Below are 24,201 nucleotides of genomic sequence, written 5' to 3'. Positions count from 1 at the left end.
TGCTCCTCTTCCCTATTCCTTTTTCCGGCGGGGACCGGCGAGCCCGCGCAGCGTCGCCAGGTTCCGGATGTCCATTTCGTCATCATCGTCCCCGTCCTTGGGGGTCTCCAGCACCATCGGCAGCTCGCGGAACGCGCGGTGGGTCAGGATCCTCCGGAAGGCGTCCAGGCCGATCTTCCCCTCGCCGATGTGGAAATGCCGGTCGACGCGGCTTCCGAAATCGGTCCGGGAGTCGTTCAGGTGCCACATCCGCACCAGCGGCAGGACGGCGCGCCGTTCCATTTCCGCGAGCAGGTTCCCCCATCCGTCCACGCTCGCAATATCATATCCCGCCTCGAACAGATGCGCGCTGTCCAGGCAGACGGCCACGTCCGGCGGGGCCCCGGCGGCGTCCAGCAGCCTCCGGATCTGCTCCATCGTGCGCCCGATGGAATTCCCCTGCCCGGCCGTGTTCTCCAGCAGAAGGGTCACCCCCTTGGGGAACCGGCCGAACGTCCGGAGCGCCGAAGCGATCCGCGCGATCCCGGCTTCTTCCGGGTCCTCTCCGCTCGATCCCGGGTGCAGCACCAGGTACGGAACCGACAGCATCGCGGCGCGGGAAGCCTCGTCCTCGAGCGCGTACAGGGAGCGCGTCCGGACCGCCTCCTTCGCGGAGCCCAGGTTGATGAGGTACGCGCAGTGGATGGCCACCGTGCGGACGCCCGTGCGGGCAGTCTCGTCCCGGAACCCCCGGACGTCGTCCTCCTCCAGCGCCTTCCCCATCCACCGGGTCTGCTGCTTGGAAAAAATCTGGATGACGTCGGCGCCGATCGTTTTCCCCCGCCCGGGGGCGGTGGCGACCCCTCCGGCCACCGAGACGTGCGCGCCGAGGGGAGGAAGCCTGCGTCCGGGATTCACCTCTATCTTCGTTCGAACCGGTGGCATTGCCGGCAGTTCTTCTTGCGGAGCGGGTGTTCCTTGGTCATCGGAAACACCTTTCCGTCGTCATGGCAGGAGAAGCACTCCGCGTCGGTAGCGGCTTTCAGGTGAGGCTCCGCACGGGTCAAGTAGCGGGGACGCCCGGTGAGGTAGAGAACCATGAGCAACCCGATGACCACCACCACCATGATGAGGAAATGGACGTCCTTCGTCTTCATCCTCTTTGCTACCTCGGAGTCTTGGTTTTCCGCACGCGCAGGACACACTCGTCCTTTCCTTCGCCCCGGGTCCCCTCGAATCGAAGCGAAAACCCGAGAGCCCCTTCCCACGTCCCGAAATCGACCGAATGGGCGATCCGGCACAGGAGCGACACTTCCTCCTGCGGAAACCCCATTTCCTTCCACTGGTCGACCAGCGGGCAGCGGGACATCGCGATCACCGCCTCTTCCCCGTTCGCGGAGACGATCCGGGGAGCAAACTGGTGTTGCTTCACGGGATCGGGGCTGGCGAACTCCCTCGCCGCCTGCACCAGGTCACCGGTGCGCGCCGCAAGCGAATACCCCTTCATGGATTTTTCCTTTCCGTGAGCGTAAATCGCCTCGCACAGAATGGCGACTGCCTCTTCCTCGCCCAATCTTCCCTTAAGAACGCGAAGGAGGTGAGCATAGACGGCTGCGCGCTGGCGTGTGGCCTGTGCGACCTTTTCGCCCGTATCCGGCATTCCGCTCCCTTCTCTCAACGAGATAAAAGTTGATTGTAGGGCCGGATCCGTTATTTTTTCATCAACTTTTTCTGTTCTACTGTTCCGCAAGTCACTATAATGAGGCAAATTCATGTCGAAACGGCGGAGGTGAGATGAAGCCCGTTTCCGTGTACCGCGTAGATTATGTGAGAAAGACGAAGGTACAGATCGGAACGGTATTGGAACGACGCACAAAAGACCGGGGAGACAACCTGGGCGGCCTCCTCTATCTTGCAAGGAAAATGTTTTCGGCTTCGCCGCAGGAAGCCTTTTTAACCGCCCTCGACGGTCAGGAAGCAAGAATGGCGCAAGGGGTGGAAGGACGGGCCCTCCCACCCCGGTAGTCGTTTTTCCCCCGCCGGTTACCGGGAAGCTGCCGCTTTCCCGTTTCCCTCCCCCTTTTTTTCCGGCAGAGCGGCGATTTTCACATACTCGTTCCGGATGTACTGCTTGAAGTTCCGCACCGCGAGTTTTCCCGTAGGGTCGTCCGCGGGCTTCCCTTCCTCCGAGGGGCGCAGCAGCTCGTAGTAGCGGACGCCGCCCGCAGTGGCGTACGACCGGGAAGGGACGAGGACCGTCGGCTCCTCCCCCTTCCGCGAACGCCAGACCGAGCATCCGACCAGCTTGAGTCCGGATAACAAACCTTCCTCGAAATGGATTTCCACATCCGCCAGCCTGGATTCCGGCGTCCCGCCGTGGTTCAGCACGTAATGCACTCTCATGGCACGACCTCCCGAGGAGTATTTGCCGCGGGAGAGGGCAATCCCCGTGCCGGCGCCGGTACGCGCCATCAACGGAAGGCGCTGCGCCTTCCGTTTGGAGCGCATGTCGCAGGAGGATCCGGCGGAGCCAGTCCCGGGTGCGCGGCCGCGCTAGACCATCATGTTGTAGGGATCGACGTCGGCCTCCATGCGGACGCTGTACTTGCGGACGACGTCGCGCAGGGAGCGCATCAGCGAAGGGAAGAAATCTCCCACGGGGAACCGCACGGGCATCTTGAGGAGAACCTGGTAATGGTGCTTCCGCTTCACGAGGGAAATGGGCGAGGGCGCGGGGCCCAGCAGTTGGATCCCCGCGGCGGATACCGGTCCCGCCAGCGCCTCCGCCACCTCCGCCGCCGCCTCGCGGACCTTCCCGGCCGAAGGTCCCCACAGGCGCAGGAGGAGCATCCGCCCGAAAGGCGGGTAGCCGAGGGCCTCCCGCGCCGCCAGCTCCTCCGCCATGAAACCGGCGAAATCGTGCCTCGCCGCCATGCGGATGCAGACGTGATCCGGGGACAGGGTCTGGACGATCACCTTGCCCGCACGATCTCCCCTCCCCGCGCGCCCCGCCACCTGCGTCAAGATCTGGAACGTCCGCTCCGCCGACCGGAAATCGGGAAAGGAGAGGGACAGGTCGGCCAGCAGCACTCCCACGAGCGTCACCTCGGGGAAATCGTGCCCCTTGGCGATCATCTGGGTCCCCACGAGGATGTCCACGTCCCCCGCGTGCATCCGGGAGAGAATCTCTCCATAGGCTCCCTTCCGCCGACTGACGTCGGAGTCGAGGCGCGCGACCCGGGCGTCCTTCCACCGCTTTGCGGCCCATGCAAGCAGGCGCTCCGTGCCGATCCCCACCTGGGCGATCCTGTGCCCGCCGCACGCGGCGCACTTCTCGGGGGGCGCAGTGCGCGCGTTGCAATAGTGGCACAACAGCGCGCCGTGCTGCTGGTGGAAGGTCAACGAGACCCTGCAGTTCCGGCAGCGAGCGGTCTCCCCGCAGTCCAGGCAGGTGATGGCGGGTGCGTATCCCCTCCGGTTCAGGAAGAGCATCGCCTTCTCCCCGCGGGAGAGGGTCTCTTCGATCGCCGCTTCCAGCTCGGGGGAGAAGTAGCGGTCGGCTCCCCGCATGCCCGCACGATCCTTGAGGTCCACGACCAGGATTTCCGGGAGCTCCCTTCCGCCGATCCGCTCCGGCAGGGAGAGGAGCACGGCCTCCCCCGTTCGCGTCCTGTGGACGGATTCCGCGGAGGGCGTCGCGGAGCCCAGCAGGACGACGGCGTCCTCCATTTTCCCGCGCAGCAGGGCGAGGTCGCGCGCCTGGTAGCGGATCCCGTCTTCCTGCTTATAGGCGGAATCGTGCTCCTCGTCGACGATGAACAGCCCCGGCACGGGGAAGGGAGAGAAGACGGCGGAGCGCGCCCCGACGGAAAGGAAGACCTCGCCGGCGCGGACCCGTTTCCACTGGGCCGCACGCTCGGCGGGAGAAAGACCGCTGTGCAGGACGGCCACCCCCTCCCCGAACCGGGACTTCACACGCCCGAGCAGTTGCGGAGTGAGGGCGATCTCGGGGACGAGAAACACCGCTTGTCTCCCCGTGAGGCGGACCTGCTCGATGGCCCGCAGGTAGACCTCCGTCTTTCCGGACCCCGTGATCCCGTGGAGCACGAACGCGGCGAACTTCCCCGAGGCAAGGGCCACGCCGACCTTCGCCAGGGCCGCCTCCTGCTGATGCGTGGGCACGATCTCCCCCGACGTGTCGGGAAGATGGGCAGCGGAAAGCCCGACAGGTTTCTCCCGCGTCGAGGACAAGAGCATTCCCTTCGCCGCAAGTCTCCGGGCGGCGTCCGCCCCGCCGGGGACTCGCGCCGAAATCTCCGAGGCGGAGATCTCCCCCGCCTCGAGGACCGCCGCGACCACTTGCCGCTGCTTGGGCGTCATCGGCAATTCGTCGGCGCCGGGCGCCGGATGGAAAAATGTTTCGGTCCGGGGAACCGACGGAGCCTCTCTCCGGGGAAGCCCGCGGGGGAGGGCCGCGCGCAGCATCTCGCCGATGGGCGAAAGGCACTCGCGCGCCGCCGCGGAGAGGAATGCGAGGTGGCGGGGAGTGACGTACGGTTCCTCGTCGAGAAAGGCAAGGACCGGTTTTGCCTCCCGGCCTTCGAGCGCGGACCCGTCCACCTCCGCGACGATCAGGCCGGTGACCCGCCGCGGCCCGAACGGGACGAGGACGCGAACGCCGATCTTCGCGCGCCCTTCCTCCCCCTGCGGAACCCGGTAGGTGAACGTATGGTCGATCGGAAGCGGCACGGCCACTTCCACATACAGCGGCGTTGTCGGCGGCGTGGACATCTTGATGTCATCTTACCCCGGCTTGGCACGCCAGGCGATGCGGGAAGGTGGGGTCAAGCCGACAAGAAAAATAGGTGGTGGAGGAGAAGGGATTTGAACCCTCGACCCCCACGTTGCGAACGTGGTGCTCTCCCAGCTGAGCTACTCCCCCACCTCGGGTTTCCTATTTTCCCCAATTCGGCTCGCGGTGTCAAACAGGATGCCGGCCCCGCAGCAGCGAAGCAGGGAACGCGTGGCGCAGTTCAAGCGACAACGGCTGCGCTGCATCGAACGAAGGGGCACCTGGTCACCGGCGCAGCCGCCGCAGGAGGGGGGCGCAGCGAGGTAAAGCGCAGACATGCGGATCCATCGCATGTCGAGCCACGAGCGGAGTCCCCCTCCGAGGCGGCGAAGCCGGTACCGGGTGCAAGGCGCCGCACAGCAGGCGATCCCGTTTCGGTCCCGCGCGGGAGGGCTTTTTCCGGGGTATAGAGAAACGGACCGCGGCGGATAGCGATGAGCGGCATTCGGACAAATTTCTTCGACGAATCGCTATTTTTCTGTTGACAGAGTTTTTCCATGTTCATAAAATTTGGATAGATTATTAAACGGGGGGTTTAAAAAACCGTATTGATCGACATCGGGGCAAGGATCAAGCACCTGCGGCAGATCAACGGACTTGCCCAGGCCGACCTCGCGGAGCGTGCCGGCCTCACCAAGGGTGCCATCTCCCAGATCGAACGGAACCACACGTCCCCCTCGGTTACCAACCTCCTCGAAATTCTCTCCGCCCTGAACGAAACCCCGTCCTCCTTCTTCGCCGACGACGAGGAGGAGAAGGTGCTCTTCCGGAAATCGGAAGCGCTTCCCTCCGACGTGACGGGATACCAGTCCTTCGAGACTTCGATCCCCAAGAGCCGCTACCGCTCCATGGTCGCCTATCGGGCGCTGATCAAGCCGGGCAAGGAGACACCGCTCGAACCGGCGCAGGAAGGGGAGAACTACGTGTTCGTCCTCTCCGGCCGGCTGGGCCTGCGGCTGGGGAGCGCCACCTACGTGGCACGAAAAGGGGAGAGCCTCTATTTCTACCCCGAGAAGGAGTTCGCCTTTTCGAACAAGGGAAAGGCCCCCGTCGAATTTCTCTGGGTAAAGACGAGCGGCCGATAAGGCGATAAGAAAACGGGAGGAACCGGGCAACCCAACCCTGGTCGGCGAAGAGCGCACGAGGAGGACATGGACCCAAACCTTGGTGACGATTCCGTTCCGCCGCGTAACGGCCCGGGCAGCCAGAATCCCGTAGGCCTGCCGTGGCCGCAGGTGACCCGGGAGCAATGGAACGACTACCGCTGGCAGCTTTCCCACCGCATCACCTCCATCCGGGAACTGGCCGGACTTCGCTACTTCTCTCCGGAAGAAGCCGCCATCCTCGACCGCGTGAACGACATCTATCACCTCGGCATCACTCCCTACTACCTGTCGCTCATCCGGTTCGACGACCCCGCGGACCCCATCGCCCTCCAGGCGATCCCGGGCACCGAGGAGTATTTCGGGATGGGCGTCGGCGAGGACGATCCGCTCGACGAGGAGAAGGACAGCCCAGTCCCGGGCCTCACGCACCGCTACCCCGACCGCTGCCTGATGGTGGTGACCAACTTCTGCTCGATGTACTGCCGGCACTGTACGCGGAAGCGGATCTGGGCGCTGGGCGAAGGGGCGAAGACGGAGTTCGAGCTCACCAAGATGTTCTCCTACATCAAGCGGCACGAGGAGATCCGGGACGTCATCGTCTCCGGCGGCGACCCCCTCACGCTTCCCACCGATCGCATCGAGTTCATCCTGAAGAACCTGCGGAAGATCCCGCACGTGGAAATCATCCGGATCGGCACGCGCGTGCCGGTGGTCCTCCCGATGCGGATCGACGACGAGCTGTGCGCTTTGCTTTCGAAGTACGGCCCGATCTGGCTCAACACCCAGTTCAACCATCCGCGCGAGGTCACCGAGGAGGCGCGCAAGGCGTGCGACCGGCTGCTCCGAGCCGGCGTCCCCGTGAGCAACCAGACGGTCCTCCTCAAGGGGATCAACGACCACCCGGAGATCATCCGCCGTCTCAACACGCAGCTCGTCAAGGCGAAGGTGCGGCCCTACTACCTCTTCCAGTGCGACCAGGTGCGGGGGCTGGAACACTTCCGGACGCGGCTGTCGAAGGGCGTCGAGATCATGGAGGCGCTGCGGGGGCACACCACCGGCCTGGCCATCCCCACCTTCGTGGTGGACGTCCCCGGGGGCGGGGGGAAGATCCCGCTCATGCCGAATTACATCCTCTCGATGGGCGAGCAGCGGACGATCCTGCGCAATTACGAGGGAATCATCGTCAGCTACGAGGAGCCGCGTGACGGCGGGCGGCCTTCCGCCCAGCCGGAGACGGAGGGGATTCCTCCCCGCCTGGACGTGTACCGCCTGCTGACCGGAGAAATCAAGACGCTCATCCCCGCGGGCAACGAGCGTATGGCCCGGAGAAGGAGACGGTGCGAGTCGGGCTCTCCTACAACGTAAGGCCCGCAAACCCTCCCGCCCACCTCCCTGAAGACGCCTTCGAGGAGTACGACTCGGAGGCGACCGTGGGACACCTCTGCAACGCGCTCTCCGCCCTCGGCCACGAAGTCGCCCGGCTGGGAGCGGGACCCGGCATCATCGACGCGCTGCGGCGAAGCCGGCCCGACATCGTCTTCAACATCGCCGAAGGGGAAGGGGGACGGTGCCGGGAAGCGCACGTCCCCGCCCTCCTGGAGATGCTCGGCATCCCCTACGTCGGCTCGGACCCGCTGACGCTCTGCGTCACGCTCGACAAGCCGGTCGCCAAGCGGCTGGTCGCCGCCGAAGGGTACCCCACGCCGAAGTTCCGTTCCTTCCGCTCGGCCGATGCGTTCACCGGCGCTGGTCTTGCCTTCCCCGTCATCGTAAAGCCGGCCTTCGAGGGGTCGAGCAAGGGGGTGAGACTCTCCTCCCGGGCCGCCTCGCCGGAACAGGCGCGGGAGATGGTGCGGTTCGTCACCGGGACGTACCTCCAGGACGCCATCGTCGAGGAGTTCATCGCCGGCCCCGAGGTCACCGTGGGGATCCTGGGGAACGAGAGTCCGCGCGTGGTCGGCGTCATGGAGATCGCGCCAAAAAATGTGCCGAACGAGGAGTTCGTGTATTCCCTCGAGGTCAAGCGCGACTGGGAGAACCAGGTCGAATACCGGTGTCCGCCGCAGTTCGCGCCCGGGGTCGTCGCCGGGATCGAGCGGTGCGCCTTGGGGATCTACCGCCTGCTGGGATGCAGGGACTTCTCCCGGATCGACTTCCGGATCGACGCGAAGGGGGTCCCGCAGTTCATCGAGTGCAACCCCCTCCCTGGCCTTTCTCCGGGGTACGGCGACCTCCCGATCATGGCCGACCGGATGGGGATGCCCTACCTCTCCCTCATCTCGGAGATTCTCTCACACGCTCTCTCCCGCCAGGGGATCCCGCCGTGATGCCGCAGGAGCTCGCCGGGAAAAACGTGGCGGTGCTCTACACCTCCGTGGAGGAATCCCTCGCGGGGGTGACGGATGCGAAGATGCGGGAGACGATGGACCTCGCCGTCAGCGCCCGCTCGGTCACGGACGGGCTCAACGAGTCGGGGGTGGCGGCGCGGATCGTCCCCTTCGGGAAGGACATCGTCGCGCTCGCCGAATCCTTCCGCTCCTTCGGCGCGGACGCCGTCTTCAACTTGAGCGAGTGCCCGCTGAACTCCGCGCAAAAGGAGCCCCACGCGGCCGCCTTCCTCGAGCTGCTCCGGCTCCCCTACACGGGCAACGGGCCGATGCCGCTGGCGGTGTGCAACGACAAGGCGCTCACCAAGCGGGTCCTCGCCTCCCACGGCATCTCCACGCCGGGATTCCGCCTCTACTCCGACGTCCCGCGGGAGCGCTCCGGCCTTGCCTTCCCCGTCATCGTGAAGCCGTCCAGGGAGGACGGGTCGGCGGGAATCACGGAAGACAGCATCGTCGAGGACGAGGCGGGGCTTCAAGGAAGGGTGGCGCACGTCATCGGGAGGTACGGACAGGAGGCGCTCGCCGAGGAGTTCGTTGGAGGGAGGGAATTCAACGTCGCCGTCCTGGGCAACGGTACGGCACAGGATCCTTTCCGCACCTTCCCCCCCGCGGAGCTCGTCTACCGGAACCGCCGGTGGCGGATCTGCTCCTTCGAGTCGAAGTGGGATCCCGGCCATCCCTCCTACGCGGAGATCGCCCCGCAGTGCCCGGCCGGGGTCTCCGACGAACTGCGCGCGGGCCTGACCCTGCTCACGATCGAATGCGCCCGGGTCTTCGGGTTGTGCGGCTACTCCCGCGTGGACTTCCGGACCGACGGCAACGGCAAGCTGTTCGTTCTCGAGGTGAACCCCAACCCCGACATCTCCCCCGACGCGGGGCTGGCGCGGGCAGCCCGCGCAGGGGGCCTTTCCTACAAAGCGCTGATTCTGGAGATCCTGCGCCTGGGACTCGCCCGGGGGGTGCGATGACGAAGATCCGGTCGATCGAAGCGGGAGACCGCGAGGCCGTCCGCGGCCTGATCGACGGCACGGGCGCGTTCAAACCCCACGAGGTGGACGTGGCGATGGAACTGGTGGAGATCGCCCTCACCCGGCCTGGGCAGGACGACTACCATCCTTTCGTCCTGGAAGAGGAGGACGGGACGGTCGTCGCCTACGCCTGCTTCGGAAAGAATCCGATGACGAAAGCCACTTTCGACCTCTACTGGCTGGCCACCCGCGCCGACCGGATGGGGAAAGGATACGGCCGGAGAATCGTCGCCTTCGTCGAAGAGGAGGTGAAGCGCCGCGAGGGAAGGCTCCTCGTGATCGAAACATCATCGAAGGAGAGTTACGGAACGACGCGGGAGTTCTACATCAAGATCGGCTGCACCCTCGCCGCAACGCTGCCCGACTACTACGACGAGGGAGACGACAAGCTCATCTACCTGAAGAAGATCCACTGACCCGCATCCACTGCCCGCATTATCCGGTTGTGCCCGCACGCGATTGGGAATACCATTCAATTGCGGCTTGTCGAATTTCCTGACAACAACGGTATTCCGCGACGGAGGCGGGCGATGAAGAAAAAACTCAGCTGCAGGGCGATGGGCCTCAACTGCACCTTCGCGGTCGAGGACGAATCAGAAAAAGAGATCGTCCGGAAGATCGCCGTTCACCTCAAGACCGTCCACGCCATCGAGATCACGGAAGAGCACCGGAAGAAGGCGAACAACCTCATCCGCCTCGTGGAGAGGTAAGAGGCACTTCCAAGGCTTCTCCGGTTTCGACGTACCAGATAAAACCACGAACGGGTATGTGAAAGCATTCCGTCAGGATCGCCATGTAGGTTCGAACCTGAAGGAAGTAATCCTTTTCCGAAGCCTTCTCCCGCCGCCCCGTCTTGTAGTCGACTACCCAGTATTCTGCGGAAGAGCGGACGATCAGGTCGGCGCGCTCCTCTCTCGATAGCCCGTCCCTGCACGCCAGCAGGGGGACTTCCGTCCCGACAAGCGACATTCCGCGCAGTTTCCTGCAGAAGGCGCTCGAGGAAATCTTCCGGCAGATCTCCTTCCACCGCCGCTCCTCGCCTTCCCCCCAGGAAATGGCGGGCGGCAGAGGATCCCGCGGAGGCCACGGGGCGAAAACCGGAGGGGCCGACTCCAGCGCCTTGTGGACTTTCTCCCCGAACTGCTTCCCCTTCTCCCGGTCATGGAACTCCTTGAGGGAGAGCGGTTCCGGAAGAACGTGCGGGGGCACCGAAGGCGGGGGGGCCCATCCTTTAATAAAGGAAAGGTCGAACGGCGCCGGGGGGGAAACCTCTTCCAACGGCAACGGCTCCGAAACCACAACTTCCAGAAGCTCTCCCCCCCCGTCAAAGACCCGTCGCGTCCCGGAAAGCCCGGTCACGGCGCACTTCCCCTCTCCGCCGTCCGTTGCGCGAGAAAGACCGTTTCGGAGCGCATCCCTTTGTCCCGACCCCTGGCCTTTCGATCCTTCCACCAGATAGAGCCGGTCGCGCGCGCGGGTCGCGGCGACATAGAGCAGGCGGACCTCCTCCGCGTCCTGCTTCGCCTGCTCCCATTGCTCGAAGGTCGCGGTTGCCGCGCCGAGGGGAATCTGACGGAATGCGGAATAGGTCTTGAATCCCGGGAAAATCACCGCGGAAAGCCTCCGGACCCGGTCCACCCGAAGCCCCTCGACGCGCTTCCTTCCCCCCCGCGAGAGGTTGGCCAGGATCACGATGGGGAATTCCAGCCCCTTGGAGGCGTGGATGGTGGATATCTGAACGGCGTTCTCCCCTTCGTCGAAGGAGGGGAACTCGCTTTCCTGCCGGTCCTCCTCCGTCTTGCGCCGCAGGTCGGCGAGAAACGCCTTCACGGAGCCGCCGCCGGTCCACTCGAACGCCCTCGCCATCCCGGCGGCCTTCGCCAGATTCTGGACGATGCGGTCCCCGTCGGGAAGCCGCGCCGCCACGAACTCCACCCCCGCCTCCCGGTAGAGCTCGGCCAGGAGGCCGGAAAGCGACGCCCTCCCGCTGGTTGCGGAGAGGCGCGCCAGGAGATCGAGCGCGTCGCGCACCCTGGCCGACGGGGGCGACCCGCCGTCCGCGTAGAGCGGCAGGATCTCCTCGTCCCGCAGCCCGAAGAAGATCGTCTTGAGCGCCGCGTATCGCGCGGAGAGGTCCGCCGGCGCATCGACGGCAGAGAGGACCATCCGCAGGTCCTGCACCTCCTGACGGGCATAGAATCCTTTCCGCGGAGGCACGACGAGCGGGATCCCCGCCTTGCCGAAGGCCTCGCGGAAGGCGGAAAGCACCTCCCCGCCCGTGTCCGACCGGTACAGGACCGCGATGTCGCGAAACGAGGCCGGAACCGAAGGCGCCCCGCCCTTTCCCCCCACGACGACCCTTCCGACAATCCCCTGGACCAGCGCGCAAACGAATTCCGCTTCGCGGACCTCCTCTCCCAGTGTGTACAGCGTCACCGCAGAGCCGGTGCCCGGGTCCTGTCGATGGGGGACCACGGGGACGTACACGGGGGAGAAATCCTCCCCGCCGGAGAGGACGTGTCCGAAGAGGCCGTTGACGGTCGCAAGCAGGTCGGGCCGGCTCCGGAAGTTGCGGACGAGCGCGATCCCTTCCCCCGATTGCGAGAGCATCTTCTCCCGGAAATGGGCGTAGACCTGGATGTCCGCCCGCCGGAAGCCGTAGATGGACTGCTTCGGGTCGCCGACCACGAACAGCCTTCCCGGCGAGCCGTCCGAGGAGAGGGCATGGAGCATCTCCGCCTGCAGGGGATCGGTGTCCTGGAACTCGTCCACGAAGATGTAGCGGAACCGCTCCGAGAGCGATGCCGCCACCTCGCGGTTCCGCGCGAGCAGGCCGTTCGCACGGAGCAGCAGGTCCATGAAATCGAGCCCGCTCCCCTTCGACTTCTCGTAGAACGCAAGCGCCGCGCGCGCCCGGTCCACGAGGAAACGGGCGGCGGCGTCGCCCGCCGGCGTCTTCGACAGCTCCCGCCAGAAACTCTTCAGCGCGTCCCGCGCCTGCGCCAGCGTAAAGCCGGAAGGCAGAGGAAAATTTTTCCTGCTCCTCGTCCGGTCGGCCCGGAACCCGAAGGCAACCACCCCTTGCGCGGCCAACGCGGCCGCGGCCGCAAGGTCGTCCCGCGAAACCGCCTCCCATGCCTTTTCTAGAACCGACAAGGCATCGGCGAGTACCGGGGCCATCTCGTGGGAAGGGTCTTCGATCCCGCCGACGAAGGTCCGGAACCATTCGAGCGGGCCGGCATACTCCCGCCTCAGGTACGCGAGGAAATCGGCCGGCGACCCGAAATCGAGCTCCCCCGCCGCAAGAAGGTCCCGCTGGGAAAGGCAAAGGCGGCGAATCATCGACCAGACGGCGTCCTGGCCCGGTGCGCCGAAGAGCACCTGCTCCCAAGAGGAATCGGTTTTCTCCCCCCCGAACTCGGACCGCAGGAACGCGCGGAAGGCGCTGTCCCATGCGTCGGACGCCTCCCCTTCCGGAAGCACCTCGAACCTCGGGTCGACCCCCTCCTCCGCGGGAAAGGAAAGAAGGATGCGCCGGCAGAAGGAGTGGAACGTGGTGACGGAGAGCCTTCCCACTCCGTCCACCAGCTCTTCCACGCGCTCCCGGAGGACCGCAAGCTCCCCCTCCTCCCCGCCGGGAACCCGCACGAGGGAGTTCCACGCCGCGACCTTTTCCTGCACTTCTTCCAGGGAGGATGCCGACCGGCAGGCGGTCAGCAGCAGCTCCAGCCCTTCCACCACCCGGGACTTCATTTCGGCCGCCGCCTTGTCGGTGAACGTCAGGAGCAGGACCTGGTCGGGGAGGAGTTCTTTCCGGGCCAGAAAGAGGTTCGTCACGCGCGCGATCAGGGTCGCCGTCTTCCCCGTCCCCGCGGAGGCGTCCACCGCGATGTCGCGGCCGAAATCCGTGACGGCCCTTATGCGATCGCTTTCCATTACGAGTACCCCGGATAACGGGGGGAAATTCTTTTTTCCTCGAAGATAAAACCAGGAGTGTCCCCCGCTATCGATGAGATCATTTCATCGCAGGACGGTGCTCTCCGATCCCCTGCAGGGCGGGGTCTTCGCCCACCCGGCGCGAAAGCGCCTCCGTCTCCCGTTTCGCCCCCTCGTATCGCGGCGACACGCGGCAGTGGTCCGCGAAGGGGCAGGCGTCGCAATATCGCGGCGGAGGACCGCCCGCGTAGCCGAACCGATGGTGGGGAAGAGGCGGGAACGTTCCCGACCGGTCGAGCGCGATCCAGTCGGAAAGGGCAGCGGACCACTCGTCCCGCACGGCTTTCCATTGCTCGCCCGCGACCGTCACGGGCCGGACCCCGTTCTTCAGAAAGAAAAGGGAAGCGCGGACGTCGGGAGGCGGCGGTGAAAGCGTCCGGGCAAAAGCGAGGTAAACCGGGATCTGGTTGGCAAGGCCGTGCAGGATCCATTCGAGCGGCGCCTTCTCGCGCGTACCGTCGCGGTATTTGTAATCGATGATCTCGGCCTCTCCCGCCTCGCCCCGGTCGATGCGGTCGACCCTGCCGCGGAAGGCGGGGAGGCGCCTCTCCCCCGCCACCGTAAACCGGAGCTCCACACCCGCCACCCGGTACGCTTCCGGGTCGCCCGCGCGGCTTCGCTCCCATTCCACAAAGGCGGCGGCGTCCCGCTCGATCTCCCGGCACCGCAGGTGGAACAGTCCCGGCAGGCCGGTGGGATTCTCCCGCGCGAAACGGGCGAAAGCTTTCCTTGCTGCGAGCGCGACGTCCCCCCACCCTTTCCCGGAGAGGACGTCCTTCCCCAGCAAGTGGAGGATGTCGTGGAGGATGAGCCCCGACTCGGCAGGCGTAAGCAACAGCTCCTCTTCCGGCTCCTCGACCGGGGTAAGTCCCAACCGGTATTGCAGGAAGTACCGGTACGGGCAGCGGGCCAGCAGGTCCAGCTCCGTCGCGCTCCACGTCGGCCGCGACGCAGCCGCCCCGAGACCGGGAAAGAGGGAACTCCCCGCCTGTCGGCTCTCCCACTCCGAAAGCGTCGCCACGATCCTGCGCCATGGAATCCCGTCCGCTCCGTCTTTCGGCGGGAACCCGTCGCGCCATGAACGAAGCACCTCTTCCCTCGGGCTCAAGGGACCCTCCGCACGCAGCATCGCGAAGGGAGAGCGGGGAAGAAAACGGACGGGCGCATTCGCCGCCGACGCCCACTCTTCCGCAAAGACTCCCGGGCCGGCAAACTGCGCAAGGAGGTGGAGAAGATACCGGGAAGGACGCTTCACGGCGCCCTCGGCGTCCGCCCGGAGGACGGAAAAGGCGATCTCCCGCCGAGCCTGCGCCGCCGGCAAGGTGAACAGGAGCTTCTCCTGGGCCGCGTTGCGCCGCTGGAGGGAAAGGGCCTCGGGGAACCCCGCCTGCCGCGCCAGCCGGTTGAGCGCCTCCCGGTCCGCGTCGGGCAGGAGGGGGTCCTCGTCGATCTGGGCCGGTACGAGGTCCTCGTTCGCCGACAGGAAGATCACCCGGTCCGCGGTGACGCCCCGCAGCGTGTTGAGGTCGCCGGCGATGACCGCCCCGGGAACCCGCATCCCGCCTCTCTCTCCGGCGAAGATGCGATGGCTTGCAAGCAGAGTCGCAAACCAGGAAATCGCCTCGTCGGCTCCCGGCCAACGGACCGCGCGCGCAGGGATCCGTTCGATGTCGTCCAGCAGCGAGAGGAGCGCGGAGAGGGCCCGGCGGTCCCGTTCGGCTTCGTTGCTGGCGTCGTCGACGAGGCGGAAATTTCCGACGAGGATCCGCCGCAGGTCCCGTGCCAGGCCGCAATAGCCCTTGGCCTCCCGCAACGGACGCAGCGATGCACGAAGGGCGCGGACCTCTGCCTTGAGGAGCGCAAGCTGCGCTTTTTGCTCTTCCCCCGCTTCCCCTTCCCCATCCTCCCGATCCCGGGGGCGGAGGCGGGAAAGACGCTTCTCCCAGTCGTTCCCGGAAACGACCAGCAACTCGCGGGTCCAGACGTCCCACAGGTCCGGCCGCGGCTGTCTGCGGGGCTTCGCGGCCGCAGGGCGGCGGTACGGAGAAGAGAGGACGTCGATCACCTTCCTCCGAGGAAAATCCTCCCTGGCCGCCTCGATCATCTGGAGCAGCACCCGTACCGGCGGGGCCGATGCGAGAGGAACGGTCAACCGCTCCACCGTTCGGACGCCGTATTCCGCCGCCGCGCGTTCCCAGGCGGAAATCGCATCCTCCTCGAAGCGCCGGGAGACCAGCAGGATCTCCTCCCCGGGATGACGGTCGAGCCAGCGGCGGACCTGGCGGGCCGACAGCCGCGCTTCGCCCTCCTCGTGAGGAGCGGACAGGATCGTCACCGGGGCGGGCGCAAGGGTTTCGGGATAGGACAGGGAGAAGATCCTTTCCCGAACCGCGCGCAGATCCGGCGGCGCTGGATCGGCGAGAATCACCACGTTCCCCTCGAAGGCGCGCGAGAGGCGATCCCACGTAAGCATCGCGTAGAAACAGGCGGGGGAAAGAGAGCCGTCCTCCCGAAAAATCCCCGGGAAGTACGCCTCGTCGAGGAGACCGCTCCCCAGGAGCGCCTCGACGAGGGTCCACTGCAGCCGCGTGAAATCGTAGAAACCATAGAGGGAAACGCGGAAGGGGTAGCCGGGCTGCTCGAACCCGGAAACGGCTTCCTGGAAGATCCGCCGGCGCGTCATCCCTCCCATCGCGTGGACCTTCCGCTCGACCGTCTCGACGAGCCTGCGCCACTCGGCCCACCGGTCCGCCTTACCGGCACGGCCCTCTCCTCTGGCCTTCCGCTCCGCCAGGAGGAGTACGTCGGCCCCGAGCCAACCCTCTTCGAGATCGGTCAGCGTGCGGGAGAGCGCCGGAAGGAATCCCGGCGTCCCGGCGATCGCCGCGAAGTCCCCTCCTCCCCCCGTGTAGACCTCCCGGACCGCCTCGGACAGCGCCGCCGACATCAGGGCCGGGGGCAGCTCCCGGGGAAATACTCCCCTGTGTTTGAGCAGCCGGAGCGCGAAATCGAAGAGGGTCTGGATGGAAGCCCCGACGGCAACGCCTTCCCAGCGGGCCGCGAGCCGGCGCAGCAGGTGTTCCCGCAGCTCGTTCGACGGGACGAGGAGGACCTGCTCCCACCCCCCGGCGCGAACCAGCTTGTCGGGAAGACGCGAGAGAAGCTTCTCCTCGATCGCGGGAAAAGGTCCTGCAAAAAGCCGGGAAACGGGGTGGGCGGGATCGGTCATCGCCATCCCATTGTAATCGTCCTCGCCCCGGCGGAAAATAGGCCGTGGAGGAGATCTTGAAGGAACTGCCTACGAAAAGAAAAACCCGGACCCAGTTCGCGGGGGTAGCCGGTCGGTACCGCGTAAGCGGCGACCACGCCGACCCCGACGACCGGAAGATCCTGATCTCCTGGCTTTCGCTCGAGCCCTCCCACGTCGTCCTCGACGTGGCCACCGGGGGCGGCCACACGGCGGTCGCCATCTCCTCCGGCGTCCGCAGGGTGATTGCCTCGGACCTCACCCCGGAAATGCTCCGGGAGGCCCGTACCCTGTCCCGGGAACAGCGCCGCGGGAATATCGACTTCGTCGTCGCGGACGCGGAATGCCTTCCGTTCCCCTCCGTTACGTTCGACCGGGTCACCTGCCGCATCGCCCCCCATCACTTCCCGGACGTGCGCGCGGCGGTCTCGGAGTTCGTCCGCATCGCCAGGCCCGGCGGGCTGGTGGGCATCATCGACAGCGTCGTCCCGGAGGACCCGGCGCTGGACGCCTTCATGAACGGGATCGAGAAGGTCCGCGACCCCACGCACGTGCGCAGCTACCGTATCGAGGAGTGGGTCTTTTTCCTGAAAGAAGCGGGCCTGTCCCTCCTGCACGTTTCCTGCGCATGGAAAGAGCACCCGTTCCGGGAATGGGTGAGCCGCACCGGAAGGACCGAGGCCGTCCAGCGGGAAGTCGAGGAGATGTTCCTCGGAGCGTTCCCCCGCGCGAGGGAATTCTTCCGGGTCCGGGTTGATGGAAGCCGGGTCGCCTCGTACTCGGACGAAAAGGGGATCTTCGTCGGCCGCAAGGCGTAACGGCCCGCGCGATTTGTCATCCGGAGAGGGATCCTTCCTATCGAACCACCGTAAAATAGAAATGATGGTAAACAGCCGAAACACAACCCTGTCGCGGATCTTCATCCCGGCGATGGACTGTCCGGACGAGGAGAAGGAGATCCGCGCCGCCCTGGGCAGACTCGGCGGGATCGAGGCGTTGACCTTCCACCTCTTCTCCCGGCAGCTCGAGGTGCGCCACCGGGGAGAGCTCGAGGAAATCCTCGCGGCCCTTCGTACGATCGGGATGGAGGGCCACCCGGTGGACGAATCCTTGAGGAAAGCCGACATCCCCGAAGCGCCAAAGGCCCCTCTCACCACGTTTTATCTGTCCGCCTCCCTGTTCCTTGCGGGGACCCTGCTCGCTTTCTTTCTCCCCGTCTCCCCCTGGGCGGGACGATTCTTCCTTGCCGCGGTCCTCGCCGGCGGGGCGCCAATTGCCGTCCGCGGTGCGCGGGAGCTCCGCAACCGCTCCTTGGGGATGAACGCCCTCATGACGATCTCCGTCTCGGGGGCCACCGTGATGGGAGAGTGGGCGGAAGCGGGCGGGGTGGTCACCCTGTTCGCCCTGGCCAACTACCTCGAAGCGAGGAGCCTCGATCGGGCCCGCAAGGCCACCGCCAGCCTGTTTGCGTTTTCCCCGGAAACCGCCGTCATCCGGGAAGGGGGAGTCGGAGGGCGGGAACGGACCGTCGCCGCGGAGGAGGTGCGGCCGGGCGACCTGCTGATCCTCCGGCCCGGCGAGCGGGTGCCCGTGGACGCGGTCGTCTACAAGGGAAGCTCCGACCTCAACGAAGCGATGCTCACCGGCGAGTCGATCCCCGTGGAGAAGCGCGAGGGCGACCCCCTTTACGCCGGCACGGTGAACGGGCGAAGCCTCCTCCTCGCCGAGGCGATCTTGCCGCTGTCGGAATCCGCGTACGCCCGGATCCTGCGGCGGACCGAGGAGGCCCAGTCGCAAAAGGCACCCATCCAGGCCTTCATGGACCGGTTCGCCGCGGTCTACACCCCCTCGGTGCTGGCCGCCGCCGTCCTGGTGGCGTCTCTTCCCCCCCTGCTGGGGGCCGGCGCGCTCTCCGGCTGGGCCTACCGCGCTCTCGTCCTGCTCGTCATCGCATGCCCGTGCGCGATCGTCCTGGCGGCCCCCGTCGTCACCGTCGCCGCGCTCACGCGCGCCACCCGCGAAGGAATCCTGGTCAAGGGGGCGCACCACCTGGAGGCGCTCGGCAAGGTCCGCGCGGTGGCCTTCGACAAGACGGGGACGCTCACCCGCGGGAAGCTGAGGATCACCCGCGTCCGGGCGACGGAGGGGACTTCGGAGGAAGAGGTTGTGCGGCTGGCGGGCGCCGTGGAAGCAGGCTCCGCCCACCCGGTCGCCGAGGCGATCCGGCACGAGGCCCGGCGAAGGGAGGTTGCGCTTGCGGCCAGGGGGACGCTGGCGCGCACGCTGGAAGTTCTCGAGGGGCGCGGCGTTTCGGCGGAGGTCGAAGGGAGACGGGTATTCGTCGGCAACCGCCGGCTCTTCGAGGAGATCGGGACCGCGCCGTTCGCACTGGACGCCCTCCTTTCTTCCGACCGGAAGGAGACGTCCCGCATGGTTTCGATCGTGGGGACATCGCACTCCGTAGCGGGCGTTCTCGAGATGGAGGATGAGATTCGCGACGAGGCGCCGTCCGCGGTCCGCTCGCTGGTGGCACTGGGGGTCGAGCACGTGGTGATGCTCACCGGGGACCGCCCCGAGACTGCCCGCGCGATGGGAGTGGCCGTGGGGATCGACGAGGTGTTCCCCGATCTTCTTCCCGAGGACAAGCTACGGAAAGTCAGAGAGCTGGTCGACCGGTACGGAACCGTGGCGATGGTGGGGGACGGCGTCAACGACGCCCCTGCCCTGGCGCTTTCCTCCGTCGGGATCGCGATGGGCGCGGCGGGGTCCCCCGCGGCCATCGAGACGGCGGACGTGGCCCTGATGACGGAAGACCTGCGCAAGATCCCCGCCGCGGTCGTTCTGGGGCGGCAAATGGTGTCGGCCATCCGTCAGAACGTCGTGGCCTCCCTCGCGATCAAGGCCGGCTTCCTCGCGATGGCCGTGGCCGGGACCGCCACGCTCTGGATGGCGGTGGCGGCCGACATGGGGACGACGCTGCTCGTCATCGCCAACGGCCTTCGCCTGTTGCGGAACCGGTGAACACCGGTATAATCGCGGCGTGGCCCGCGCGCGCCTTCATCGAAACGTCCTCGCCCTCGGGATGGTGAGCCTGCTCACCGACTTCTCGAGCGAGATGATCTACCCCCTCCTCCCCGTGTTCCTCACGACAACGCTCGGCGCCGGCCCGGCCGCCCTCGGGATGATCGAAGGGGTGGCCGAAACCACCGCCAGCCTCCTCAAGCTCTTTTCCGGCGTCTGGTCCGACCGGATGGGACGAAAGAAGCCGCTGGTTGCGGCGGGGTACGGCCTGTCCGCGGCCATGCGCCCGTTGGTGGGGTTTGCCACTTCCTGGGGACATGTCCTGGCCGTGCGGTTCTCGGACCGGATCGGCAAGGGGATCCGGACTTCCCCCCGCGACGCCCTGATCGCCACATCCGTCCCGGCGGAAGACCGCGGGCGCGCCTTCGGGCTGCAGCGGGCGATGGACCACCTGGGGGCGGTGGTCGGCCCCCTGGCCGCTTTCCTGCTCCTCTCCGGCGCGGGGCTCTCCCTGCGGACCGTTTTCTTTCTTTCGGCGATCCCCGGGGCGGCCGCCGTCGCGGCGCTTCTTTTTCTCGTGCGGGAGCCGCAAGCCCCCGCTCCGGTCCACGCAGGGGGAAAACTCGGAGACGGTCGGCTACCGCCCGCCTACCGCCGCTATCTGCTGATCGTCTGCCTGTTCACCCTCGGGAACGCAAGCGACGCCTTCCTCATCCTCCGCGCGGTGGAGTCGGGCATTCCCGTCGCGTACGTCCCCCTGCTGTGGGGGGCGTTCCACGTCGTCAAATCCTCCCTTTCCATCCCCGCGGGGATCCTCTCCGACCGGTGGGACCGCAGGAAGGTGGTCGTCGCGGGGTGGATCGTCTATGCCGTAACGTACGCCGCGTGGGGCCTGGCCCGCGGGCCGGCCTGGATGGTGGGGCTGTTCCTGGTGTATGGACTGTACGCGGCTGCGACCGAGGGGGTGGAGCGGGCGCTGGTCGCCGACTTCATCCCCCCCGAGCGTCGCGGAACCGCCTACGGGTGGTTCCACCTCGTGGTGGGGGTCTCCGCCCTTCCGGCAAGCGTCCTCTTCGGCGCCATCTGGAAATGGCGCGGGGCGGGAGCCGCCTTCGGGCTGAGCGCAACGCTGGCGCTCCTCGCGGCCGCGCTGCTGCTGTCCCTCAAGAGCCCCACATCGCCTGCGGAGAGCGGCCGGGCGACTCGATCACCTTGAGGACGAACGGGCGGCGGGCGGCCACTCCGCCGAACCGCAGGTCGAAAAAGGTTACGACCGTCTTCCCCTCCACCGTAGAAACGTACACCGTGGGGAAGCGCGCAAACCAGAGGTAGGTCCGGACATCCGGGAGATTCCCGAGAGCCCGCGCTTCCGGCACGTCCCGCCCTTTCCGCGCGCGCTCCTTCCAGGCGATCGCCCCGTCGAAGGGGTCGACCTCCGCCCGCAGGTAGGTCGCCCCGTCGTCCACGAAGCCGTTCCAGGCAAACGGGCCGGCAGGGAACGGGAATCCCTTTCGGCCCGGAACTCCGGGAACACCCGGGGGTGTTCCCGACCTTCGGGAATCCACTGCTGCTTCGGCCCTCCGTCCCAGCCCGAGGTCCGGCAGGGACTGCATTTCACCCATCCGCGGCAGCGCCCACGAGGAAACCACGGGGACGCCGTGGCGGACGGCCGCCTCCCGTACGGCGTCCTCCGCCCGCAGGTGGAGGAAGGCCGCAAACCCGACGTATGCGGCAAGAACGACAAGGGCCGCGCGCGCGCGCGATGGGCGGTAACGGGACAGAAGGAGCCCGAGGACGATGATCCCCGTGAACGCGATGTCGACGATGAACAGCAGGTCGAGCGACACCCGCGCGTCGGAAAACGGCTGGAAGATCTGCGTCCCGTAGGAATTGAGAAGATCGAGGGCGATGTGCGAGAGCTGCCCGAGCAGCGCGAGCAGGTAGAGCTTCTTCAGGTCCTTCCACTTCCCGAATCGATAGAGCAACAAGGCGACCAGCAGCGACGTCACCGCAACGCCGGCAAAGGAGTGGGATATTCCCCTGTGGATCCGCAGGTAGAACTCGCTGCCGAGCAGGGAGGCGACGTTATCGGCGTCGGGGAGAACCGATCCCGCGACAACCGCGAGGGTCGCCTCTTTCTTTCCCGCTTCCGAAGGGACCGCCCTGGCGATCAGCCACCCGGTCAGCCCGTGAGTAACCGTATCCATAAGTTTTTAATTATATCATCCCCTTGGGATCGAGTACGCGCTCGATCTCGGCATCCGCCAGAAACCCTTTTTCTTTCAGTAGGATACGGATCGTCTTGCCGCCGTGGTAGGCCTCGTGCGCAAGCTGCGCGGCCTGGTTGTACCCGATCTTGACGGCCAGCGGGGTCACCATCGCCAGGCTCTGTTCGATCAGCTCCGCGCACCGCTTCCGGTTGGGCGTGATCCCGGAAACACACCGTTCCGCCAGAAGGCGTGACGCGGCGGAGAGAAGCCCGATCGACTCGAGAAGGTTGCGGGCCATGACGGGGAGCATCACGTTGAGCTCCAGAACGCCGAGCGAGCCGCCAAGGGTCACCACCACGTCGTTCCCGATCACCTGCGCGCCCGCCTGGATCCCGATCTCCAGGATCACCGGGTTGACCTTCCCGGGCATGATGGAGGACCCCGGCTGGAGCGATGGCAGGTCGATCTCCCCGATCCCGCACCGCGGGCCGGAGGAAAGGAGCCTCAGGTCGTGGCAGATCTTGATGAGGGAGGCCGCCATCGTTTTCAGCGCGCCGCTCACCGAGACGAGGGGATCCTGCGCGCCCATCGCCTCGAAACGGTTCTCCGCCGGCCGGAACGGGATGCCGGTGACCGTGTCGATCTCCGCGACGGTCCTCGCGCCGAACTCGGGGTGGGCGTTCAGGCCCGTACCGACGGCGGTCCCACCCAGCGGAAGCTCCTCCAGGTCCTGAAACGTCGCGCGGATCCGGCGGATCCCGTGGTCCACCTGGGAGGCGTAACCGGAGAACTCCTGGCCCAGGGTCACGGGGACCGCATCCTGCAGGTGGGTCCTGCCGATCTTCAGGATGTCGGAGAACTCCCGCGACTTCGCCGCCAGGGCGTCCCGCAGCAGCTCAAGGGCCGGGAGGAGGGAGCCGGAGAGCTGCCTGCGCGCCGCGATCCGGATGGCCGACGGGATGATGTCGTTGCTGGACTGGCACCGGTTGACGTGGTCGTTGGGGTGGACCGGCGCGTAGCTCCCCTTGGGCCGCCCCAGCAGTTCGTTGGCCCGGTTGGCGAGCACCTCGTTGACGTTCATGTTGGTCGAGGTCCCCGACCCGGTCTGGAAGACATCGAGAACGAACTCCTTGTCGAACTTCCCCTCCAGCACCTCTCGGGCGGCCCGGGAGATCGATTCCGCCAGGTTCGGAGGAAGAATGCCCAGCCCCGCGTTGACCTCGGCGCCCAGCCCCTTGATCATCGCCACGGCGTGTACCACCGGCAGGGGCATGGGGGCGTCGCTCACGGGGCCGTTTTCGACGGCGCGGCGCGTCTGCGCCCCGAAGTACGCCTCCGCCGGAACCTGAACCTCGCCCATCGAGTCCTTTTCCACGCGGAACTCGCTCATCGTCCGTCTCCCGGTGATCTCCGTCCCGACATCCCGTGGGATTCCCTCCGGGATGGGGCGGTTTCCTCCCGTCCCCTCCGCAGCCTACCCTTCCTCATAACCGATCGGCTCGTACTGCTCCTTCTCGGGGGAATAGCTGTAGACACGGCCCATCCGGATATCGAAAAACCACGCGTGGACATGGAGCCGACCCTCTTTCACCGCCTTCAGGACGACCGGGAAGGTCCTCAGGTTCTCCATCTGGACGAGGACGTTCTCCTTGGGGGTGATCTTCAGCCGTTCCTCCCTGGACAGTTCGGGATAGCTTTCGGTGACCATCCGCATCGTGCGCTCGCCGTATTTCAGCCACTCCCCGATATGGGGGGTGTCGGCGTAGTGCGAACGGTCGCTGTACAAGGCCTTCATCGCTCCGCAGTCGGAATGGCCGCAGACGATGATGTCCCGCACCTGCAGGTGCGCGACGGCATACTCCACCGCCGCCGCCACCCCGGTGCCTTCGAGCGGGTTCTCCGAGTAGGGGGGGACGAAGTTCCCCATGTTCTTGAAGACGAAGAGGTCCCCCGGCTTGCCGTGGGTGATCACCACCGGGTCCACGCGCGAGTCGCAGCAGGTGATGAACAGCGCTTCCGGGGTTTGACCCTGCTCGGCCAGCCGTTCGAACAGCTGCCGGTTCTCGCTCCAGTACTGCTTCCGGAACCTGTGGATCCCCGCGATCAGCTTCTGCACGCCGCCCTCCGTTGCACTTTCCGGGTACTGGTAATATGATGCGGAATACCGCATCCAACAAGCGGATTCTTCGCAATTCACATAATTTTCAGGATGCTTGACGTGCATCAAGGCGCACACGCCCCGAACCGTCCTACCCTGACTCCATTCTTCGGGCAACGGGCGGGGACACTCCTTGTTATCCTAGGCGATGAAACCAGGAATGTCCCCGACAAAGGGAAATGATGGACCTTCAACCGGAAAAAAAGGAGGTTACGGA

20 protein-coding genes and 1 tRNA gene are annotated in these 24,201 nt (G+C 66.3%); 10 read left to right on the top strand and 11 right to left on the bottom strand.

What is annotated here, in order from left to right; genetic code table 11:
• Positions 1–12: 12 nt before the first annotated feature.
• The 3 genes from A2Z13_06875 to A2Z13_06865 are packed head-to-tail and all read right to left on the bottom strand — an operon-like array spanning position 13 to position 1,552.
• Positions 13–924 carry a hypothetical protein gene (locus A2Z13_06875; protein OGP76734.1) on the bottom strand — a complete coding sequence of 304 codons (912 nt, stop codon included), beginning with the start codon at positions 922–924 and terminating at the stop codon, positions 13–15.
• Positions 900–1,136, bottom strand: coding sequence for a hypothetical protein (locus tag A2Z13_06870; GenBank protein OGP76733.1), 237 nt, complete (start codon positions 1,134–1,136; stop codon positions 900–902). The genes A2Z13_06875 and A2Z13_06870 overlap by 25 nt, the downstream gene beginning before the upstream one ends.
• An 8-nt stretch (positions 1,137–1,144) precedes the next feature.
• Complete coding sequence (locus tag A2Z13_06865) at positions 1,145–1,552, bottom strand: hypothetical protein (GenBank protein OGP76732.1); 408 nt, start codon at positions 1,550–1,552, stop codon at positions 1,145–1,147.
• 221 nt (positions 1,553–1,773) lie between these two features.
• Between A2Z13_06865 and A2Z13_06860 the strand changes: the two genes are divergently transcribed.
• A complete protein-coding gene (locus A2Z13_06860; GenBank protein ID OGP76731.1) occupies positions 1,774–2,004 on the top strand; it encodes a hypothetical protein in 231 nt (76 codons plus the stop codon).
• Positions 2,005–2,022: 18 nt separating this feature from the next.
• Here the strand turns inward: A2Z13_06860 and A2Z13_06855 are convergent, their stop codons facing one another.
• The 3 genes from A2Z13_06855 to A2Z13_06845 form a co-directional block, all read right to left on the bottom strand.
• Complete coding sequence (locus A2Z13_06855) at positions 2,023–2,382, bottom strand: hypothetical protein (protein OGP76730.1); 360 nt, start codon at positions 2,380–2,382, stop codon at positions 2,023–2,025.
• Between the two features lie 150 nt (positions 2,383–2,532).
• The gene (locus A2Z13_06850) at positions 2,533–4,770 is read right to left on the bottom strand and encodes a primosomal protein N' (GenBank protein ID OGP76729.1); all 2,238 of its coding nucleotides are present in this window, start codon (positions 4,768–4,770) and stop codon (positions 2,533–2,535) included.
• 75 nt (positions 4,771–4,845) lie between these two features.
• A tRNA-Ala gene (locus A2Z13_06845) sits at positions 4,846–4,921 on the bottom strand.
• Between the two features lie 461 nt (positions 4,922–5,382).
• On the opposite strand from A2Z13_06845, the gene A2Z13_06840 reads away from it, so the two are divergent.
• The 6 genes from A2Z13_06840 to A2Z13_06815 all read left to right on the top strand — a co-directional run bounded on the left by A2Z13_06840 (position 5,383) and on the right by A2Z13_06815 (position 10,062).
• Complete coding sequence (locus A2Z13_06840) at positions 5,383–5,916, top strand: hypothetical protein (GenBank protein OGP76794.1); 534 nt, start codon at positions 5,383–5,385, stop codon at positions 5,914–5,916.
• A gap of 135 nt (positions 5,917–6,051) precedes the next feature.
• Positions 6,052–7,302 (top strand): lysine 2,3-aminomutase, encoded by a 1,251-nt coding sequence (locus tag A2Z13_06835; GenBank protein ID OGP76793.1) that lies wholly within the window; start codon positions 6,052–6,054, stop codon positions 7,300–7,302.
• The gene (locus tag A2Z13_06830) at positions 7,275–8,264 is read left to right on the top strand and encodes a hypothetical protein (GenBank protein ID OGP76728.1); all 990 of its coding nucleotides are present in this window, start codon (positions 7,275–7,277) and stop codon (positions 8,262–8,264) included. Before A2Z13_06835 ends, A2Z13_06830 begins: the two co-directional genes overlap by 28 nt.
• Positions 8,264–9,292, top strand: a complete 1,029-nt coding sequence (locus A2Z13_06825) for a hypothetical protein (protein OGP76727.1) — start codon at positions 8,264–8,266, stop codon at positions 9,290–9,292. The genes A2Z13_06830 and A2Z13_06825 overlap by 1 nt, the downstream gene beginning before the upstream one ends.
• Positions 9,289–9,768 (top strand): hypothetical protein, encoded by a 480-nt coding sequence (locus A2Z13_06820; protein OGP76726.1) that lies wholly within the window; start codon positions 9,289–9,291, stop codon positions 9,766–9,768. Before A2Z13_06825 ends, A2Z13_06820 begins: the two co-directional genes overlap by 4 nt.
• 114 nt (positions 9,769–9,882) lie before the next feature.
• Complete coding sequence (locus A2Z13_06815) at positions 9,883–10,062, top strand: hypothetical protein (GenBank protein OGP76725.1); 180 nt, start codon at positions 9,883–9,885, stop codon at positions 10,060–10,062.
• Here A2Z13_06815 and A2Z13_06810 read toward each other — a convergent pair.
• Complete coding sequence (locus tag A2Z13_06810) at positions 10,040–13,288, bottom strand: hypothetical protein (GenBank protein ID OGP76724.1); 3,249 nt, start codon at positions 13,286–13,288, stop codon at positions 10,040–10,042. The genes A2Z13_06815 and A2Z13_06810 overlap by 23 nt on opposite strands.
• Positions 13,289–13,367: 79 nt before the next feature.
• Positions 13,368–16,583, bottom strand: a complete 3,216-nt coding sequence (locus tag A2Z13_06805) for a hypothetical protein (protein OGP76723.1) — start codon at positions 16,581–16,583, stop codon at positions 13,368–13,370.
• A gap of 59 nt (positions 16,584–16,642) precedes the next feature.
• Here A2Z13_06805 and A2Z13_06800 point away from each other — a divergent pair, with 59 nt between their 5' ends.
• The 3 genes from A2Z13_06800 (at position 16,643) to A2Z13_06790 (ending at position 20,832) form a co-directional block, all read left to right on the top strand.
• Positions 16,643–17,413: a hypothetical protein gene (locus tag A2Z13_06800; protein ID OGP76792.1), complete on the top strand. Its 771-nt coding sequence runs from the start codon at positions 16,643–16,645 to the stop codon at positions 17,411–17,413.
• A 61-nt stretch (positions 17,414–17,474) separates the two neighbouring features.
• The gene (locus A2Z13_06795; GenBank protein ID OGP76722.1) at positions 17,475–19,616 is read left to right on the top strand and encodes a hypothetical protein; all 2,142 of its coding nucleotides are present in this window, start codon (positions 17,475–17,477) and stop codon (positions 19,614–19,616) included.
• A gap of 61 nt (positions 19,617–19,677) precedes the next feature.
• Positions 19,678–20,832, top strand: a complete 1,155-nt coding sequence (locus A2Z13_06790; GenBank protein OGP76791.1) for an MFS transporter — start codon at positions 19,678–19,680, stop codon at positions 20,830–20,832.
• On the opposite strand, the gene A2Z13_06785 is transcribed toward A2Z13_06790, so the two are convergent.
• From A2Z13_06785 to A2Z13_06775, 3 genes are all read right to left on the bottom strand, one after another.
• The gene (locus A2Z13_06785) at positions 20,780–21,823 is read right to left on the bottom strand and encodes a hypothetical protein (GenBank protein ID OGP76721.1); all 1,044 of its coding nucleotides are present in this window, start codon (positions 21,821–21,823) and stop codon (positions 20,780–20,782) included. The genes A2Z13_06790 and A2Z13_06785 overlap by 53 nt on opposite strands.
• 10 nt (positions 21,824–21,833) lie before the next feature.
• The gene (gene aspA / locus A2Z13_06780; protein OGP76720.1) at positions 21,834–23,216 is read right to left on the bottom strand and encodes an aspartate ammonia-lyase; all 1,383 of its coding nucleotides are present in this window, start codon (positions 23,214–23,216) and stop codon (positions 21,834–21,836) included.
• An 84-nt stretch (positions 23,217–23,300) separates the two neighbouring features.
• Positions 23,301–23,942 carry a hypothetical protein gene (locus A2Z13_06775; GenBank protein OGP76790.1) on the bottom strand — a complete coding sequence of 214 codons (642 nt, stop codon included), beginning with the start codon at positions 23,940–23,942 and terminating at the stop codon, positions 23,301–23,303.
• Positions 23,943–24,201 lie beyond the last annotated feature (259 nt).

The organism is Deltaproteobacteria bacterium RBG_16_64_85 (genome assembly GCA_001798885.1).
Lineage (GTDB): Bacteria > Desulfobacterota > Deferrimicrobia > Deferrimicrobiales > Deferrimicrobiaceae > FEB-35.
This window is presented reverse-complemented; position numbering and strand designations above follow the sequence as displayed.